The organism is Pseudomonas sp. GW821-FHT02B10 (genome assembly GCF_059421865.1).
The window spans coordinates 166020-181923 of record NZ_JBWKVU010000002.1 but is presented as its reverse complement, the minus strand read 5'-3'; the positions used below and the strand labels follow the sequence as shown (position 1 = coordinate 181923).

14 protein-coding genes are annotated in these 15904 nt (G+C 66.6%); 8 read left to right on the top strand and 6 right to left on the bottom strand.

Features of this window, described 5'->3' with window-relative positions; genetic code table 11:
* Positions 1-59: 59 nt before the first annotated feature.
* From AC07VU_RS04655 to hflK (AC07VU_RS04640), 4 genes are read right to left on the bottom strand one after another with little or no spacing between them, the layout of a single operon-like run.
* Positions 60-1964: a cation-translocating P-type ATPase gene (locus tag AC07VU_RS04655; RefSeq protein ID WP_495029563.1), complete on the bottom strand. Its 1905-nt coding sequence runs from the start codon at positions 1962-1964 to the stop codon at positions 60-62.
* Complete coding sequence (hflK, locus tag AC07VU_RS04650; protein WP_062824176.1) at positions 1961-3019, bottom strand: protease modulator HflK; 1059 nt, start codon at positions 3017-3019, stop codon at positions 1961-1963. The genes AC07VU_RS04655 and hflK (AC07VU_RS04650) overlap by 4 nt, the downstream gene beginning before the upstream one ends.
* Positions 3016-4059, bottom strand: a complete 1044-nt coding sequence (gene hflC / locus AC07VU_RS04645; RefSeq protein ID WP_495029562.1) for a protease modulator HflC — start codon at positions 4057-4059, stop codon at positions 3016-3018. The genes hflK (AC07VU_RS04650) and hflC overlap by 4 nt, the downstream gene beginning before the upstream one ends.
* Positions 4056-6023 (bottom strand): protease modulator HflK, encoded by a 1968-nt coding sequence (gene hflK, locus AC07VU_RS04640; protein ID WP_495029561.1) that lies wholly within the window; start codon positions 6021-6023, stop codon positions 4056-4058. The genes hflC and hflK (AC07VU_RS04640) overlap by 4 nt, the downstream gene beginning before the upstream one ends.
* 240 nt (positions 6024-6263) lie before the next feature.
* On the opposite strand from hflK (AC07VU_RS04640), the gene AC07VU_RS04635 reads away from it, so the two are divergent.
* The 7 genes from AC07VU_RS04635 (at position 6264) to lpdA (ending at position 13578) form a co-directional block, all read left to right on the top strand.
* Positions 6264-6917 carry a CDP-alcohol phosphatidyltransferase family protein gene (locus AC07VU_RS04635; protein WP_053263172.1) on the top strand — a complete coding sequence of 218 codons (654 nt, stop codon included), beginning with the start codon at positions 6264-6266 and terminating at the stop codon, positions 6915-6917.
* 10 nt (positions 6918-6927) lie between these two features.
* The gene (locus AC07VU_RS04630) at positions 6928-8685 is read left to right on the top strand and encodes a bifunctional alpha/beta hydrolase/class I SAM-dependent methyltransferase (protein WP_495029560.1); all 1758 of its coding nucleotides are present in this window, start codon (positions 6928-6930) and stop codon (positions 8683-8685) included.
* Positions 8685-10028 carry a phosphatase PAP2/dual specificity phosphatase family protein gene (locus AC07VU_RS04625; RefSeq protein WP_457275285.1) on the top strand — a complete coding sequence of 448 codons (1344 nt, stop codon included), beginning with the start codon at positions 8685-8687 and terminating at the stop codon, positions 10026-10028. Before AC07VU_RS04630 ends, AC07VU_RS04625 begins: the two co-directional genes overlap by 1 nt.
* Positions 10018-10473, top strand: a complete 456-nt coding sequence (locus AC07VU_RS04620; protein ID WP_495029559.1) for a hypothetical protein — start codon at positions 10018-10020, stop codon at positions 10471-10473. The genes AC07VU_RS04625 and AC07VU_RS04620 overlap by 11 nt, the downstream gene beginning before the upstream one ends.
* Positions 10474-10482: 9 nt before the next feature.
* Positions 10483-11106 (top strand): lysophospholipid acyltransferase family protein, encoded by a 624-nt coding sequence (locus AC07VU_RS04615; protein WP_087087392.1) that lies wholly within the window; start codon positions 10483-10485, stop codon positions 11104-11106.
* A 1-nt stretch (position 11107) separates the two neighbouring features.
* The gene (locus AC07VU_RS04610) at positions 11108-12040 is read left to right on the top strand and encodes a phosphatidate cytidylyltransferase (RefSeq protein WP_007927638.1); all 933 of its coding nucleotides are present in this window, start codon (positions 11108-11110) and stop codon (positions 12038-12040) included.
* A gap of 137 nt (positions 12041-12177) precedes the next feature.
* Positions 12178-13578, top strand: a complete 1401-nt coding sequence (gene lpdA, locus AC07VU_RS04605; RefSeq protein ID WP_457275288.1) for a dihydrolipoyl dehydrogenase — start codon at positions 12178-12180, stop codon at positions 13576-13578.
* Between the two features lie 97 nt (positions 13579-13675).
* On the opposite strand, the gene AC07VU_RS04600 is transcribed toward lpdA, so the two are convergent.
* On the bottom strand, positions 13676-14149 hold the full coding sequence (locus AC07VU_RS04600; protein ID WP_123363617.1) for an Lrp/AsnC family transcriptional regulator: 474 nt from the start codon (positions 14147-14149) through the stop codon (positions 13676-13678).
* A 146-nt stretch (positions 14150-14295) separates the two neighbouring features.
* On the opposite strand from AC07VU_RS04600, the gene AC07VU_RS04595 reads away from it, so the two are divergent.
* Positions 14296-14922 carry a LysE family translocator gene (locus AC07VU_RS04595; RefSeq protein WP_274305067.1) on the top strand — a complete coding sequence of 209 codons (627 nt, stop codon included), beginning with the start codon at positions 14296-14298 and terminating at the stop codon, positions 14920-14922.
* A gap of 115 nt (positions 14923-15037) precedes the next feature.
* Here the strand turns inward: AC07VU_RS04595 and AC07VU_RS04590 are convergent, their stop codons facing one another.
* Positions 15038-15862 (bottom strand): class I SAM-dependent methyltransferase, encoded by an 825-nt coding sequence (locus AC07VU_RS04590; RefSeq protein WP_274305068.1) that lies wholly within the window; start codon positions 15860-15862, stop codon positions 15038-15040.
* Between the last annotated feature and the right edge of the window lie 42 nt (positions 15863-15904).

The window sequence follows — 15904 nt, the reverse complement described above, 5'->3', positions numbered from 1 at the left end:
CTGGTTTAATTCTAGCTCCAGACGCTCAAACCCGCGCTTTTCCGCCCCGGCCCACGCCCCTACAACTTGAGCAATGGCTCCTGGAAACGCAGCAAGCGCCCGGCATTGCCCAGCACCAGCAAGGTGCTGAGGTTATGCAGCACCGCCGCGATCATCGCCCCGGCCGCGCCGAGCCAGCCGAACGCGGCAAAGGCGACTATGGCCAGGGTCCAGCCCAGGCCGATGATCACATTGACCTGCAGGGTCTGGCGGCACTGGCGGCTCAGGCGCACACAGGTGCCGAGGCGCCGCAGGTCGCTGCCGATCAGCACGATATCGGCCGACGCCAGGGCAATGTCCGCCCCACCCGCGCCCATGGCCACGCCGACCACGCCAGCCTTGAGCGCCAGGGAATCATTGATCCCGTCGCCCACCACCATCGGCCGGAAACCGCTGTCGATTTCCCCCAGCACGCGCTTGAGTTTGTCTTCCGGCAACGCCTGGGCTTCGACATCGCCGATGCCGACATCCCGCGCCAGGCTGTCGGCCACGCTCTGGCGGTCGCCGGTCAGCAACAACTGGCGACCCAGCCCCAGTTCGCGCAGCTCGTCGAGGGCAAAACGCGCTTCCGGCTTGACGCTGTCGGCCAGCAACAGCCAGGCGAGAAATTCGCCGTTCAGCGCCAGCCCGGCAATCGGTCCGTCATGTTCGGGCACCGCCGTGGTGGCGATGCCGAGCTGGCCGAACAACTCGGGACGCCCCAGGGCGGCCTCGCCCTGCTCGGTCTGCGCCACCACTCCCAGCCCCTGGCGCTCGCGAATATCCGACAGCACCAGGAAATGCTCCTGGGCCACCAGGCCGGCCAGCGCGCGGCTGACCGGGTGGCTGCTGGCCGAACCGAGACTGGCCGCCAGGTTCAACAAGGCCTGGCGATCTTCCCGCGGGCTGTCGATCGATTGCAGGCGCAAGGTGCCGAAGGTCAGGGTGCCGGTCTTGTCCACCACCAGCGAGGTCAGGTCCGCCAGTTCCTCAAGGAACGCCGAGCTGCGAATCAGGATGCCGTGCCGCGCCGCCACGGCGATCCCGGCAATCGCCGTGGCCGGCGCGGACAGCACCAGGGCACAGGGGCAGGCCGCCACCAGCACCGCGAGCATCGCCTGGGCATCGTGGGTGATGAACCAGGTCACCGCCGCCAGCAGCAACACCAGCACCATGTAGCTGCCGGCGTAACGTTCGAGCAAACGGGTGATCGGCGGCTTGGAACGCTCGGCGCTTTGCATCAGCGCGATGACCTTGCCCAGGGTCGATTCGTGGCCGGTGCGGGTCACTTCCAGGCGCAACAGGCCGTCGAGGTTGATCGCCCCGCCGAACACCTGCATGCCGACATCGGCCTCCAGCGGCACTGACTCGCCAATGATCGGCGCGGTGTCGAGGCTGGCTTGCCCGGACAGTACCAGGCCGTCGGCGGGCACCCGGTCGCCGGCGCGCACTTCGACGATATCGCCGGCCTTGAGCGTGGCGTTGTCCACTTCCAGAATGCTGCCGTCGGCCTGCACTCGTCGCGCATGGCTGCGGGTCAAGCGGCCCAGGGCATGAATGGCTTCCTGGGAGCCGATGACGCTGCGCTCTTCCAGCACGTGGCCGAAGATCATGATGATCGGCAACAGCGCCGCGGTCAGCAGGTCGCCCGTGGCCCAGGCGCCGAGCATGGCCAGGGCGATCAACTGGTCGGTGATGCCATGCAGGCTCGGGTAGCGCAGGCTGTACCAGGCCGAACGCATCACCGGCAGCGCCACCAGCAACGAGGCGAACCCCAGCAGCAACTGGCTGACGCCGGTCTGCTCCGGGGCCAGCCAGCGCCAGACCAGGCCCAGGCCGAGCAGCCCCAACGCGAGCATGGCCAGGGTCAGCTGGCGCGCGGCGCTGCGTTGTTCGGCAGAGGTGAGCATGCTCGCCGGCGCGGCGGCATGGGTGTGAACAGTCATGGTTGGGCTCCCTGAATGATCAGGCGGGAATCGTCTTTGGGGTTGACCGTGGTCACCGAGCCGGCCTGCCCAAGGATCTTCGGCAAACGCTCACGGTAGATACGCAGGAGCATTTCCGGGTCGGTGCCATTGCGTTGCGCCTGGGCCAGACCCTGGATGGTCGCGGTATCGGCCTGGGCCTTGGCCAGGCGTTCACCGGCCTGGGCGTGCGCCACCTGCAAGGTGCGGTCGGCCTGTTCGTTGGCGGTTTGCGTGAGCTTTTCGGCTTCGGTGCGGGCGTTGGCCACCGCCTTGTCGGCTTGCTGGCTGGCGGTCAGCACCGCATTGAAGGCGCTGACCGCCGGCCCCGGCAAACTGGACTGGACGTCGACCCGAGTCACTTCGATGCCGATCCCCTGCCCGGTCGCCGCCAGATCCGCCAGCCGCTGATTGATGCCTTGCACCAGATCACCGCGCAGCCGTTCGCGACGCTCGGCGGCCTGGTTGTCGGCCCCGATCAGTTCCGGACGCGCCACCAGAATGGTGTCCAGATCGCGGGCGGCGGTCAGGGCCAGGGCGCTGCGGGTCACCAGCCGATCCAGCGCCGGCAACACATGCTCGCCCTGCAATACAAAGGCATAAGGCTCGGTGACCTTGTAGAACACCCGCACATCCAGCTGCACCACCCCGGCGTCGCCGGTCAGCAGATAACCGGAGCCGGCCAGGGCATCGCTCAGCGGTACGGCGAAGCTGGCCACCTTGTCGCCCTTTAAGGCCGCATCGGAACGCAACAGGCTTTCCACCCGGCGTTCGATCACCCGGTCTGCAGCGGGCAACAGCACCACCTGTTCGAACGGCTGCGGCCAGGCCAGTAACAAGCCGGCGTTCTGGATGCGATCCAGGGCGCCGAAATGCAGGACCACCGCGCGATTTTGCGGATCGATCTGCCGCACATTGGAAAACGCCCAGGCCAGGGCTGCCAGTACGGTCACCGCATACAGGGCGAGAAACGCCAGGCGACCGGCCTGAATCCATGGGCTGCCAAGTTCATGTGTTCCACGTGGAACCAAACTCATGGTTGCGACCCGGCGGCTTTATTGCCGAGTGTCGGCGGCCCGTCCACCAGCACCCGGAACGGCGCGGCGTCGGTGCGCAGAATCAGCTTGGTGCCTGGGGTCACCACAGTGCCCAAGGTGTCCAGCGAACGCAGCAGGTTGTACAGCTGCGGCGAACCGGCGTAGGCGCGACCGTAGATCTCCGCCGCCTGCACCCGCGATTGCGCTTCGATGTCCGCGGCTTTCACCGTGGCATCGGCCTGGACGATGCGCGCATCGCGCTCGGCGGCGGAACGGATTTGCGCCGCTTCGCGCTTGCCGATGGCCGTGCGTTCGGTGGCGATGGTTTCACGCTCGGCGCGCATGCGGTCGACGGTGGCGGTCAGGGTCACCGAGGGCAGGGTCAGGCGTTCCACACCGACTTGCAGCACACGCACGCCGTAAGTACTCAGCAACTGTTGCTCGATCTGTTTGCGCAACTGGGCTTCGAAGTCGGCGATGCGCACCTTGCTGGCATCGGTGTTCACCAGATTGGCCAGGTCGAAACTGCTGGCGGTGGTTTCCAGGGCCGAGCCGACAAAGGTGCGGATCTGCCGCGCCGCTTCGTCCGGCTGGTTCTGCACCGCGCGCATAAAGCGTTTCACGTTGTCCGCATCGCCCTGCACCTGCCACGCCACATAGGCCTGGACGATGATGCGCAAACCGTCGCGGGTGCCGACATCCTGCAAACCGCTGGAAGTGGTGCGCAGGCGCAGGTCCACCGGGATCGCCGCCTCGAACAGTGCCGGCCAGCGCCAGCCGAGGCCCGGCTCCAGCAGCACCCGCGCCGGGTTGCCGAAACGGGTAATCACCGTGGCTTCGCCGGAGCGCACTTGCACCAGGCTTGCCGCGGCGACGGCGAACAACACCAGCAACAGCGCCCAGGCCATGCGCCGCCAGGGAAAGGGCCCCGCCTCTTCCGGCGCGCCGTGGTGGTGATGATGGTGTCCGTGGTGATGGCCGCCGTGGCCGTGATCGTGGCCGGCGTGATCCTGATGATCGTGGGAATGGGACTGGCTCAATGGACGGCTCCTGGCTGAGCGGTGTTACCCGGTACCGAAGGCTCGGTCGGCAAAGTGAATGTACGCAGGTCGAGGGTCGGTGCGTTGGCGCCGCCCAGGCGATGATCGAGCACCAGCAACTTGGCGTTGCGCAGGCCCTGGCTCAGCTGGCTCAAATACTGCTCCAGCACGAATGCCTGGCCGGCGCTGGCATAGGCCTTTTGCTCGGCGCTGAACCGCAGGTCGGCCGCTTGCGCCGTGGCCTGCACTTCATGGGCCGTAGCCTGGGCCTGATCGCGGGCGATGCTGGCCTGCAATTGCGCCAGGTTGGTCTGCTCGCTGGCCGCGCCACGCTCACGGGAGATCAGCGCCTGGGCACCGATCTGCGCGGCCTGGACGCCGTGATAAGCATTGGCGGCGCCAGCCGGCGGGTGAATGGCCTCGACCACGGTGGCGAGGATCTCCACCCCACTGTCGAGTTTCTCCAGGTCGGCCTGCACCGCGCGGCCGATATCCTCGGCCAGATTGGTACGGTCTTCGCCCAGCAGGCCGTCGAGGGTGCGCGAGGCGAAGTCGTGGACCAGGATGCGGCTGGCGGTGCTGCGGATCAGCATCGGAATGTCGGCGCTGTTGTAAGTCGCCGCCAGGGCCGCCTGATCGCTCAGGCCGATGCGATAGACGAAGCGCACGTCCATGTTGACGATCTGGAAGCTCTGCTTGTCGGCAGCGCCGCTGGCAATCACCTGGGACTTGTCGTTGACATGGCTGGCGTCCCACAAGCGGTTGGCCACCAACGGTGGCGGCCCCTCGGCGGAGGCCGGTTCGATCACGCTGGGCGCTTCGCCGACGCTGGTGGCCAGCTCGTGCACCACGCCGTTCTCGACACTCAGCACCCGGCCCAGCGGCCAGGGCAGGCCCGCGTGCAAACCCGGGCCAAAGACCGCCACCGGCTTGCCGAAACGCTCGTAGATGCCCCGCCACTGCAATGGCACTTCGTGCAGGCCAGTGAGCAGCCAGCCCACCCCGAGCACCACCAGCAGCACCGGCAGGAACGCGCGGCGCATATAAGTGAAGGCCCAGATCTGCCGCAGGTCGATGCCGAAGCGGTTGTGCAATTCGTGCTGCAAGGCCAGCAAGGGTTGCGGCGGCCAGCGCAACAGGTCGGCGACCACGCTGTGGGCCAGCATGCGCGGCTCCAGTTGCGCGCGACGCGGGCTGAACAGAGAAAGCACCGCACGCAGCAGGAACTCCAGCGCCACCAGCGCCGGCAATACCCCGATCAGCACGCCCAGGCGCACCGGCCAGAGCGCCGTGTCGCTGCTGAACAACAGGCACAGCGCCGCCAGCACCAGGCTGATGATCGCCACTCGCGCCAACTGTGCCAGCGACGCGGCTTCCGGCCATTCGCCGGGGTGTTCCTGGCTCAGTTGACGCTCGAACACCAGCAAGCCGAAGGCCAGCAACAGCGCCAGCACCGCGCCGACATTGCCCGCCAGGCCCAGGGTCGCTGCGGGCAGGCCGAGGTTCCACGCCTGCTCGATCACCAACAGCACCAGCAAGGCCCAACCGCCCAACCACAAGGTCGGCGCGCCGATCTGCGCCAACAAACTGGACCAACGCCGGCTGATGCCCTCCAGCAGCCGCTCGTACCAGCCGTCGTCGGGTAGCGGTTCATCCGCAACCGGCTCTGGGCTCGGTGCCACCTCCGGCGCCCGCAACGCGCGCGCGCGCCAGGCACTGACCCAGCCCGCCGCCTGCAGGCCGCCGATCAGCACCAGCAAGGCCGCGGCCAGATTGACCAGCAACGCCGGCCATAAGGATTGCGGGGCAAACAGGCCGACGAAAAACGCCAACACCAGCCCCACCCCGGCCAGCCCCGCCAGCCCGATGCCCCAACGCTTCAGACGGCGTTCGTGAAAGGCCGCCCGCTGAAACCTCGGCAAGGCTTCGACCCCCGCCCCTTCAGTCTCAAGATCGACTTGCATAGCACCCCAACGCTGGTCGTTAATCCATTCCGGCCTGTGGATAACTCTCCGGCAGGCCGCTGTATTTGTCACAAATCGTTACGATATAACGATAGTAGTGAAATTTTCGTCCCTTACCTATGCCTTTATTTGCCATGGGCGCGTCACAAACCCAGGGAAAACCGCTGCTGTGCTGATGCCAGCCCGCGAGATCTGGGGCCATAATCCGTGGCCCACTTTGTGACAAGGAAACGTCCAGCCATGCTCTCCATCTACCAGCTCAAACCGCGCTTCCAGAACCTGCTGCGGCCATGGGTCCAGCGCCTGTACGAGAACGGCACCACGGCCAACCAGATCACCGTGCTGGCGGGAGTGATTTCGGTGCTGGTGGGCGCCCTGATCGCCAGTTTCGCCAGCCACCTCTGGCTGTTCATCCTGATCCCGCTGTGGATGATCCTGCGCATGGCGCTGAACGCCATCGACGGCATGCTGGCCCGGGAATTCGGCCAGCAATCGCGCCTGGGCGCCTACCTCAACGAATTGTGCGACGTGATTGCCGACAGCGCGCTGATCCTGCCCTTCGCGCTGATTGCCGGCGTCAGCCTGCCGCTGGTCCTGCTGGTCACGCTGCTGGCGCTATTCAGCGAATACGCCGGCGTGCTGGGGCCGATGATCGGCGCCTCGCGCCGCTACGACGGGCCCATGGGCAAGAGCGACCGGGCGTTCGTGCTCGGCGTGCTGGCCACCGGCATCGCCCTGGGCTGGCTGAGCGCCGCCTGGATCAACGGCGTGCTGGCGCTGGTCGCCGCGTTGTTGGTCTACACCTTGATCAACCGGGTTCGCCAGGGCCTGCTCGACGTACAACAGCAAGACACCCAACGACAAGAAGTGCAGCAAAACGCCCCCTCGGAATAAGGAAGTTGCCATGCGCGAAGCTCTCCACCAGACCTTCACCACCCACGACGGCGTCGAGCTGTTCTACCGCCATTGGCCGGCCACCGCCGCCCCCTCGGACGCCCCGCGCCAGGCGGTGCTGTTGTTCCACCGCGGCCATGAACACTCCGCGCGCATCGCCCACCTGGTGGACGAACTGGACCTGCCGGCCTTCGATTTCTTCGCCTGGGATGCCCGCGGCCACGGCCAGTCGCCCGGCGCCCGTGGCGACAGCCCGAGCTTCGCCACCAGCGTGCGCGACGTGCAGACCTTCTGCGATCACCTGCGGGCCAGCCACGGCATCGACGAAGAACACATGGCCGTGGTGGCCCAAAGCGTCGGCGCGGTGATTGCTGCCACCTGGGTCCACGATTACGCACCGCGCATCCGCGCCCTGGTGCTGGCGTCGCCGGCGTTCAAGGTCAAGCTCTACGTGCCTTTCGCCCGCCCGGGCCTGGCGCTGATGCGGCGTTTTCGCGGCAACTTTTTCGTCAACAGCTACGTCAAGGCGCGCTTCCTCAGCCATGACCCGGCGCGCGTGGCCTCCTATGACAGCGACCCGCTGATCACCAAGGCGATCTCGGTGAACGTGCTGCTGGGCCTGTACGAAGCCGCCGAACGGGTGGTGGCCGATGCCCAGGCGATCCAGGTGCCGACCCAGTTGCTGATCTCCGGCGCCGACTTCGTTGTCCACCGCCGGCCCCAGGAACAGTTCTTCGAGCGCCTGGGCAGCCTGCACAAGGAAAAACACATCCTGCCGGGCTTCTTCCACGACACCCTCGGCGAGAAGGCCCGGGCCCCGGCCGTCGCCAGCGCCCGACGGTTCATCCTGCAGAACTTCGCGCGACCGCTGAACCGCCCGGCCCTGCTCGACGCCGACCGCCTGGGCCTGACCTGCGCCGAGTCCGAGGCGCTGGCGGCGCCCGTGCCGCACAACTCCCTGCGTGACCTGTACTGGCGCATGACCCGCGCCAGCATGCGCCTGGGCAGCCAGCTCTCGGCCGGGGTCAAGCTGGGTTTCGACACCGGTTTCGACTCCGGCAGCACCCTGGACTACGTCTACCGCAACCAAGCCACCGGCACCTCGGCCCTGGGCCGGATGATCGACCGCAACTACCTGGACTCCATCGGCTGGCGCGGCATTCGCCAACGCAAGCTGCATGTGGAAGAACTGCTGCGCCTGGCCATGGAAAAACTGCGCGCCGAGCAGCGCGAAGTGCGCATCGTCGACATCGCCGCCGGCCACGGGCGCTACATTCTCGAAGCCTTGCAGGGCGTCAGCCCGCTGCCGGAGTCGATCCTGCTGCGCGACTACAGCGACATCAACGTGCGCAACGGCAGCGCGTTGATCGCCGAGAAAGGCTTGGGCGAGATTGCCCGCTTCGTCAAAGCCGACGCCTTCGACCGCGACGACCTCGCGGCCCTGGCGCCCAAACCGACGCTGGCGGTGGTCTCCGGCCTGTACGAGCTGTTCGCCGACAACCCGATGGTCAGCGATTCCCTGGCGGGCCTGGCCGCCGCCGTGGAGCCTGGCGGTTACCTGGTCTACACCGGGCAACCGTGGCACCCGCAGCTGGAGCTGATCGCCCGCGCCCTGACCAGCCACCGCGCGGGCCAGGCCTGGGTCATGCGTCGCCGGACCCAGGCCGAGATGGACCAACTGGTGGAAGCCGCGGGGTTCCGCCGGATCACCCTGCGCGTCGATCAGTGGGGCATTTTCAGCGTGTCGCTGGCGCAGCGGGTGCAATGATGACGGTCGCCGCGACATACACCCGCGAGCCCGGCCTGCTGAAACCCGCGGTGCTCTGGCTGTTGCTGCTGGCGCCACTGTTTTTCGGCACCTACGGCTTCGCCACCTGGGTCACCGCGCAACGCGCCGAGGTCGGCAGCCTGGTGTTCGACTGGGAGCGGCAGATGCCGTTCTGGGCCTGGAGCATCGTGCCCTACTGGTCGATCGACCTGCTGTACGGCTTTTCCCTGCTGTTGCCCACCAGCCGCGAAGAACTCAAGCGCCACGCCCTGCGACTGCTGACCGCGCAAGTCATCGCCGTCAGTTGCTTCCTGCTCTGGCCGCTGCGTTTCACCTTCCAGCGCCCGGAACTGGATGGCCTGTTCGGCTGGCTGTTCGACGTGCTGGCCGGCTTCGACAAGCCATTCAATCAGGCGCCGTCGCTGCACATCGCGCTGCTGGTGGTGCTGTGGGTCTGCTACGCGCGGCATGTCCAGGGCGCCTGGCGCTGGCTGGTGCACGGCTGGTTCGCGCTGATCGGCGTGTCGGTGCTGACCACTTATCAACACCACTTTATCGACGTGCCCACAGGCGCCCTGGCCGGCTGGCTGTGCGTCTGGCTGTGGCCGCTGGACCGCCCCGGGATGCTGCACAACCTGCGCCTGGCCCGCGACCGCCAGCGCTGGCGCCTGGCGTCGTTCTATGCCGTGGGCGCCGCGGCGCTTGCCATCCCGGCCTTGGCCTTTTCCGGTGCCTGGCTGTGGCTGTTGTGGCCGGCACTGGCCCTGCTGCTAGTGGCGCTGAACTATGGGCTGTTCGACGCCAAGGGTTTCCAGAAGGGCGCGGACGGCCGCCTGGGCAACGCCACGCGCTGGCTGCTGGCACCTTATCTGGCGGCGGCCTGGATCAATTCCCGGCTGTGGACACGCCAGCATCCACAGCCCGACGAGGTTGTGGATAACGTCTGGCTGGGGCGCATCCCGACCCCGGGCGAGTTGCAGGACAGCCCGTTCAGCGCGGTGCTCGACCTGTGTGCCGAACTGTCCGTGGACGGTCGCCACCTGGCCTATCGCTGCGTGCCGGTGCTCGACCTGACCGCGCCCACCACCGAGCAATGCCGCGAGGCCGCGCAAGCCATTGAAAGCCTGCGCGAGCACGCGCCGCTGCTGGTCTGCTGCGCCCTGGGTTACTCGCGCAGCGCCACCGCCGTGGCCGCCTGGCTGTTGTACACAGGCCGCGCCGCCAGCGTCGATGCGGCCATCGTGCAGATCCGCCGCGCGCGCCCGCAGATCGTCCTGCAACCCGCGCACCGCAAGGCCCTGGAGCCTTTATCCACAGCCCAGGAGAGCGCCCATGGCCACTGATATGGAACTGCATGCGGTGGCCAGCCTGTTGCGCCGCGGGCATTCGCTGGACCTGTTATCCACAGGCCTGAGCCTGCTCGGCGCCCTGCTCGGCCTCGGCCAGTGGTTGCTCGGCGTGTCCGCCCCCTGGGCCATCGTCCTGAGTGTTGCCCTGTTGGTGCTGGGCTTGCTGCAAAAGTACTGGGCGTTGCGGGTGGCCTTCGATGCCGAGCTGTTCCAGCGGGTGGCGGACAGCCCGCTGCCCCTGGCCGAACGCGGCGCCGCCCTGGACCAGGCATTGAGCGCCCTCGGCCTGCAACCGGCGAATGCCGGCGGCCGCCCGTGGCAACAACGCAACCACGGCGCCCTCAACCTGTTGCGTCGCCAGGCCTGGCTGCTGGCGGCGCAAGTACTGCTGACACTGGGCTTCATCCTGGCCAGCCCCTGGCTGGCCGTCGCCGGATAAGGAATTCTCATGCTCGAACCCCTGGTCGCCACCCTCATCACCTCCGCCGCCCGCACCATCACCGGGGCGCGCAGCCTGTGGCTCGGTTGCGGGCCGCAGGCGGTGCAACGCATCTACTTCGCCAACCACAGCAGCCACGGCGACTTCGTGCTGCTCTGGGCCTCGCTGCCGCCCGCGCTGCGCAAGGTGACGCGGCCGGTGGCCGGCGCCGATTACTGGCAGACCCGCCCGCTGCGCCGCTACCTCATCAACCGCGTGTTCAATGGCGTGCTGATCGACCGCGAGCGCAAGGAGCCTGTGGATAACCCCTTGCAGCCAATGCTCGACGCCCTGGCCAACGGTGATTCGCTGATCATCTTCCCCGAAGGCACGCGCAACCTGGAGGAGGAAGGCCTGCTGCCGTTCAAGAGCGGCCTCTACCACCTGGCGAAAAGTTACCCACAGGCCCAGGTGATTCCGGTGTGGATCGCCAACCTCAACCGCGTGATGCCCAAGGGTCGTTTCCTGCCCCTACCGCTTCTATGCACCACCAGCTTCGGCGCGCCGCTGTCCCTCGAGGACGGCGAAAGCAAAGAGCACTTCCTCGAACGCAGCCGCGCAGCGCTGCTGGCCATGGCCCCGGAGCATTCTTGAGATGGATAGGCAAACCCTGATGTTGTTCGGCGGGATCGGCGCGGTACTGGTGCTGGCCTCGCTGATCGGTTTTCTGCTCAAGCTGCGCAGCCGTGGCGCGCCGAGCTCGGTGATCGACAACCTCAATGCGCGCATCAACGCCTGGTGGGTGATGGTGCTGGTGATCGGTATCGCCTTCTGGCTCGGCACCAGCGCGGTGATCCTGCTGTTCTACGCGGTGTCCTTCTACGCCCTGCGCGAGTTCCTGACCCTGATGCCGACCCGGCGCAGCGACTACCCGGCGCTGGTGGCGGCGTTCTACCTGGCCCTGCCGGTGCAATACCTGCTGATCTACTTCGACTGGTACGGGCTGTTCTCGATCTTCATCCCGGTCTATGTGTTCCTGCTGCTGCCGATCCTCGCGTCCCTGGGCGGCGACAGCACGCACTTCCTGGAACGCGCCTCCAAGGTCCAGTGGGGGCTGATGATCGCGGTGTTCTGCGTGTCGTTCGTCCCGGCGCTGCTGACCCTGGACATCGCCGGCTACGAAGGGCGCAACCTGTTGCTGATCGCCTATCTGGTGATCGTGGTGCAGATGTCGGACGTGTTGCAGTACGTCTGTGGAAAGCTCTTCGGCAAACGCAAGATCGCCCCGCGGCTGTCGCCATCCAAGACCGTGGAAGGTTTTGTCGGCGGCATCCTCCTGGCCTCGCTGATCGGCGGCGCGCTGTGGTGGATTACCCCCTTCACCATTTGGCAGTCGTTCCTGATCGCCCTGCTGATCAACCTGCTGGGCTTCGCCGGCGGCATCGTCATGTCGGCGATCAAGCGCGACCGCGGGGTGAAGGACTGGGGTCACATGATCGAAGGCCACGGCGGCATGCTCGACCGCCTGGACTCGGTGTGTTTCGCCGCGCCGATCTTCTTCCATCTCGTGCGCTACTGGTGGACCTGAACACCCCCGCCCCGGTTCTTCTGTAGGAAGACGCAATTGCGTGCTTGACCGGGGTTGTTTTACGCGCTCATATTACGGCCATAATTTTTCGCTCGACTACCTTTAAAGCCTTCTTTTCCGATTGCAGGAGAACAGCCATGAGCAGCTACGACGTCGTCATCCTCGGTGGGGGTCCCGGTGGCTACAACGCCGCCATTCGCGCCGGCCAGCTGGGCCTCAAGGCCGCCTGCGTCGAGGGCCGCGCCACCCTCGGCGGCACCTGCCTGAACGTCGGCTGCATGCCGTCCAAGGCTTTGCTGCACGCCTCGGAGCTATACGACGCGGCCATGGGCAAGGAATTCGCCGAACTGGGCATCGAGGTCAAGCCCCGCCTCAACCTCGCCCAGATGATGAAGCAGAAGGACGACAGCGTGGCCGGCCTGACCAAGGGCATCGAGTTCCTGTTTCGCAAGAACAAGGTCGACTGGATCAAGGGCTGGGGCCATATCGACGGCCCCGGCCAGGTCACGGTGACCGACAGCGCCGGGGCCAAGACCCGGTTGCAGGCCAAGGACATCGTGATCGCCACCGGCTCCGAGCCGACGCCACTGCCCGGGGTGGAGATCGACAACCGGCGCATCCTCGACTCCACCGGCGCGCTGTCCCTCGGCGAAGTGCCCCGGCACCTGGTGGTGATCGGCGCCGGGGTGATCGGCCTGGAGCTGGGTTCGGTCTGGCGGCGCCTGGGAGCCCAGGTGACCGTGGTCGAGTACCTGGACCGCATCTGCCCCGGGGTCGATGGCGAAGCCGGCAAGACCCTGCAACGGGCCCTGGCCAAGCAGGGGATCGCCTTCAAGCTCGGCACCAAGGTCAGCAGCGCCAGCACCTCGGCCAATGGCGTGCAGTTGAGTATCGAACCCGCCGCGGGCGGCACGGCGGAGCTGCTGGAAGCCGACTACGTGCTGGTAGCCATCGGGCGCCGGCCTTATACCCAGGGCTTGGGGTTGGAGAACGTCGGCCTGAGCACTGACCCGCGCGGCATGCTCGCCAACCGCCAGCACCGCACCGAGGCCCCCGGCGTGTGGGTGATTGGCGACGTCACGTCCGGTCCGATGCTCGCCCACAAGGCCGAGGACGAGGCCATGGCCTGCATCGAGCAGATCGTCGGCAAGGCCGGCGAAGTGAATTACGACCTGATTCCCAGTGTGATCTACACCAAACCCGAGCTGGCCAGCGTCGGCAAGACCGAAGAGCAGCTCAAGGCCGAGGGCCGGGCCTACAAGGTCGGCAAGTTCCCTTTCACGGCCAACAGCCGGGCCAAGATCAACCACGAGACCGAAGGTTTCGCCAAGGTCCTGGCGGACGCGCAGACCGATGAAATCCTCGGCGTGCATTTAGTAGGACCGAGCGTCAGCGAAATGATCGGTGAATACTGCGTGGCCATGGAGTTTTCCGCCTCGGCCGAAGACATCGCCCTGACCTGCCACCCGCACCCGACCCGCTCCGAGGCGTTGCGCCAGGCAGCGATGGATGTGGAAGGGATGGCGACGCAGATGTAGACCCTGTAGCCGCTGCCGCAGGCTGCGATCGCGACCGAAGGGCGCGCAAGCTCTCAAGATCGCCGAAGGCCTTCGGCAGCGGCTACAGATGATCGCGTCAGGTCGGCAAATGCCCCAGCGGCAGCGCACCCGGGGTTTTCACCGTGTGGATCGCGAAGTTGCTGCGGATATCGCTGACGCCCGGCAGTTTCAGCAGGCTGCCGGTGAGAAAGCGGTCATAGGCCCGCAGGTCCGGCACCACCACCTGCAGCAGGAAGTCCGACTCGCCGGACACCAGGAACGCCGAAAGCACCTCCGGCAGCGCCGTCACCGCCCGGTGGAAGGCTTCGGAATGCTCGTCGGTGTGCCGCTCGACCTTGACCCCGACGAACACCGTCAGCCCCAGGCCCACTTCATCGCGATCGAGGTTGGCCTGGTAGCCGCGAATCACCCCGGCTTCTTCCAGCATCCGTACCCGGCGCAGGCAGGGTGAAGGAGACAGGCCGATCTCCTCCGCCAGTTGCACGTTGCTCAGGCGGCCGTCGCGCTGCAGGGCGGCGAGAATCTTGCGGTCGTAGGCGTCCAGTTTCATTTTTGGCATTTTCCGATAGTCACTCCATGTCCAGGTGGAAGATTATGCCAATTTCCGCCTGCATGCTGGCTGACTACGCAAGCACCTGCCCTGCCCTTCGGCCCTAGACTCTACCTACCGAATCGACAACGAAAGGGGGTGGCAAGGTGGCGCAACTGTGGATGTTTTTCCTGGCATTGGCGGTGGTCTATCTGCTGCCCGGCCCCGACATGATCCTCCTGCTGCAAACCGGCGCCCGCCAGGGCAAGAGCCTGGCGCTGGCCACCGCGGTGGGCCTGGCGATTGCCCGGGGCTGTCATGTGGCACTGGCGGCATTGGGCCTGGCCACCCTGTTCAAGGCCGCGCCCTGGGCCTTCGAGGTGGTGCGCCTGGGCGGGGCCGCGTACCTGTTGTGGCTCGGCGTGCAGTGCCTGCGGGCCAACTTGCTGCCCAGCCTGCAGGATGGCGAGACCGCGAGCGCCCTGCGCTGGCGCGAAGCGATCCGCCGCGGCCTGCTGACCAACCTGCTCAACCCCAAGGCGCTGCTGTTCTGCTCGGTGCTGCTGCCACAGTTCATCGACCCGCAGGCCGGCCCCGTGGCCGCGCAGTTCGCCAGCCTCGGTCTGCTGCTGGTATTGGTGGGGTTACTGTTCGACAGCGCCTACGCCCTGGCCGGCACCTGGATCGGCCGCTGGCTGGCGCACAACCGCGCCGCCCAGCGGGTCCAGCAATGGCTGTTCGGCAGCCTGCTGATCGGCTTCGCCGTGCGCCTGACTTTCGTGCAACAGGCCTGAGGCTCTGTAGCCGCTGCCGAAGGCTGCGATCGCGACCGAAGGGCGCGCAAGGTCGCAAGATCGCGGGAGGCCCTGCGGCCTTGCGCAGCCTTCGGCAGCGGCTACAGGGGCCGGTTCAGGCCGGCTTGCGGGCAATGATGACCTGGCTCTTGGCGACCACGGCGTCCAGCGCGTTCTTGATCTGCACCCCGCGCGGCGAGTTGAGGATGGTCTGCCAGGTGTTCGCCCATTGGTCGAGCAACAGGTGGTCGGGGTTGCTGAATTCGACCTTGGCTTCCCAGAACAGCAGCATCCACATCGACCAGTAGAAGCCGTACTGGCTATGGCTGAGCACCTCCAGCCCGGCGTCGCCGACCATCTGCTTGAACTGCTCTTCGCTGATGATGCGGATATGGTTGGGCTTCTGGAAATACTCCGGCGCGGCGATGTCCTTTTGCAGGTCCTCGGAGCTCGGGTGCGGCACGCTCAGCAGGTACAGCGCGCCCGGCTGGCCGACCCGCACCAGCTCGCAGAGAAACTGCGCCGGATCGTCCACATGCTCGATGACCTCGGTGGACACCACGCGGCTGGCGGTGCCATCGGCAATCGGCAGCGGGTTGCAGTCGGTGACATGGCATTCCACGCCGCGGGCCGGCGTATCGCTCAGACGCTGGCGCGTCGCCTCGACCTTGGCCGCGTCAATGTCGGCAATGATGATCTTCGCCCCGCGCATCGCGCAGTAATGCACGTTGCCGCCGTCACCACAGCCAACGTCCAGCAGGGTGTCCTCGGCCGTCACCGGAAAGCCGGTGAACAGCTCGCCGTTTTCCTGGTTGAACCAGCCGCTGAGCATGGCGTCCTGCAGGCCCAGCATGTACGGATCGACCTTGACCGGCGACGGTGCGTCGGGCGTCACGGCCGCAGGAGCGCTCGCCGTGAGTTTTTTCAGAAGGCTCAGCATGAAGTGACTCCAGTGGAAGGAACGGGGGAACGGGATGCCCAA

Bases quoted from the DNA above. Each gene is read 5' to 3' on its own strand.
- AC07VU_RS04655 (WP_495029563.1), bottom strand. From the start codon at position 1,964: ATGACTGTTCACACCCATGCCGCCGCGCCGGCGAGCATGCTCACCTCT.
- hflK (WP_062824176.1), bottom strand. From the start codon at position 3,019: ATGAGTTTGGTTCCACGTGGAACACATGAACTTGGCAGCCCATGGATT.
- hflK (WP_495029561.1), bottom strand. From the start codon at position 6,023: ATGCAAGTCGATCTTGAGACTGAAGGGGCGGGGGTCGAAGCCTTGCCG.
- AC07VU_RS04635 (WP_053263172.1), top strand. From the start codon at position 6,264: ATGCTCTCCATCTACCAGCTCAAACCGCGCTTCCAGAACCTGCTGCGG.
- AC07VU_RS04630 (WP_495029560.1), top strand. From the start codon at position 6,928: ATGCGCGAAGCTCTCCACCAGACCTTCACCACCCACGACGGCGTCGAG.
- AC07VU_RS04625 (WP_457275285.1), top strand. From the start codon at position 8,685: ATGACGGTCGCCGCGACATACACCCGCGAGCCCGGCCTGCTGAAACCC.
- AC07VU_RS04620 (WP_495029559.1), top strand. From the start codon at position 10,018: ATGGCCACTGATATGGAACTGCATGCGGTGGCCAGCCTGTTGCGCCGC.
- AC07VU_RS04615 (WP_087087392.1), top strand. From the start codon at position 10,483: ATGCTCGAACCCCTGGTCGCCACCCTCATCACCTCCGCCGCCCGCACC.
- AC07VU_RS04610 (WP_007927638.1), top strand. From the start codon at position 11,108: ATGGATAGGCAAACCCTGATGTTGTTCGGCGGGATCGGCGCGGTACTG.
- lpdA (WP_457275288.1), top strand. From the start codon at position 12,178: ATGAGCAGCTACGACGTCGTCATCCTCGGTGGGGGTCCCGGTGGCTAC.
- AC07VU_RS04600 (WP_123363617.1), bottom strand. From the start codon at position 14,149: ATGAAACTGGACGCCTACGACCGCAAGATTCTCGCCGCCCTGCAGCGC.
- AC07VU_RS04590 (WP_274305068.1), bottom strand. From the start codon at position 15,862: ATGCTGAGCCTTCTGAAAAAACTCACGGCGAGCGCTCCTGCGGCCGTG.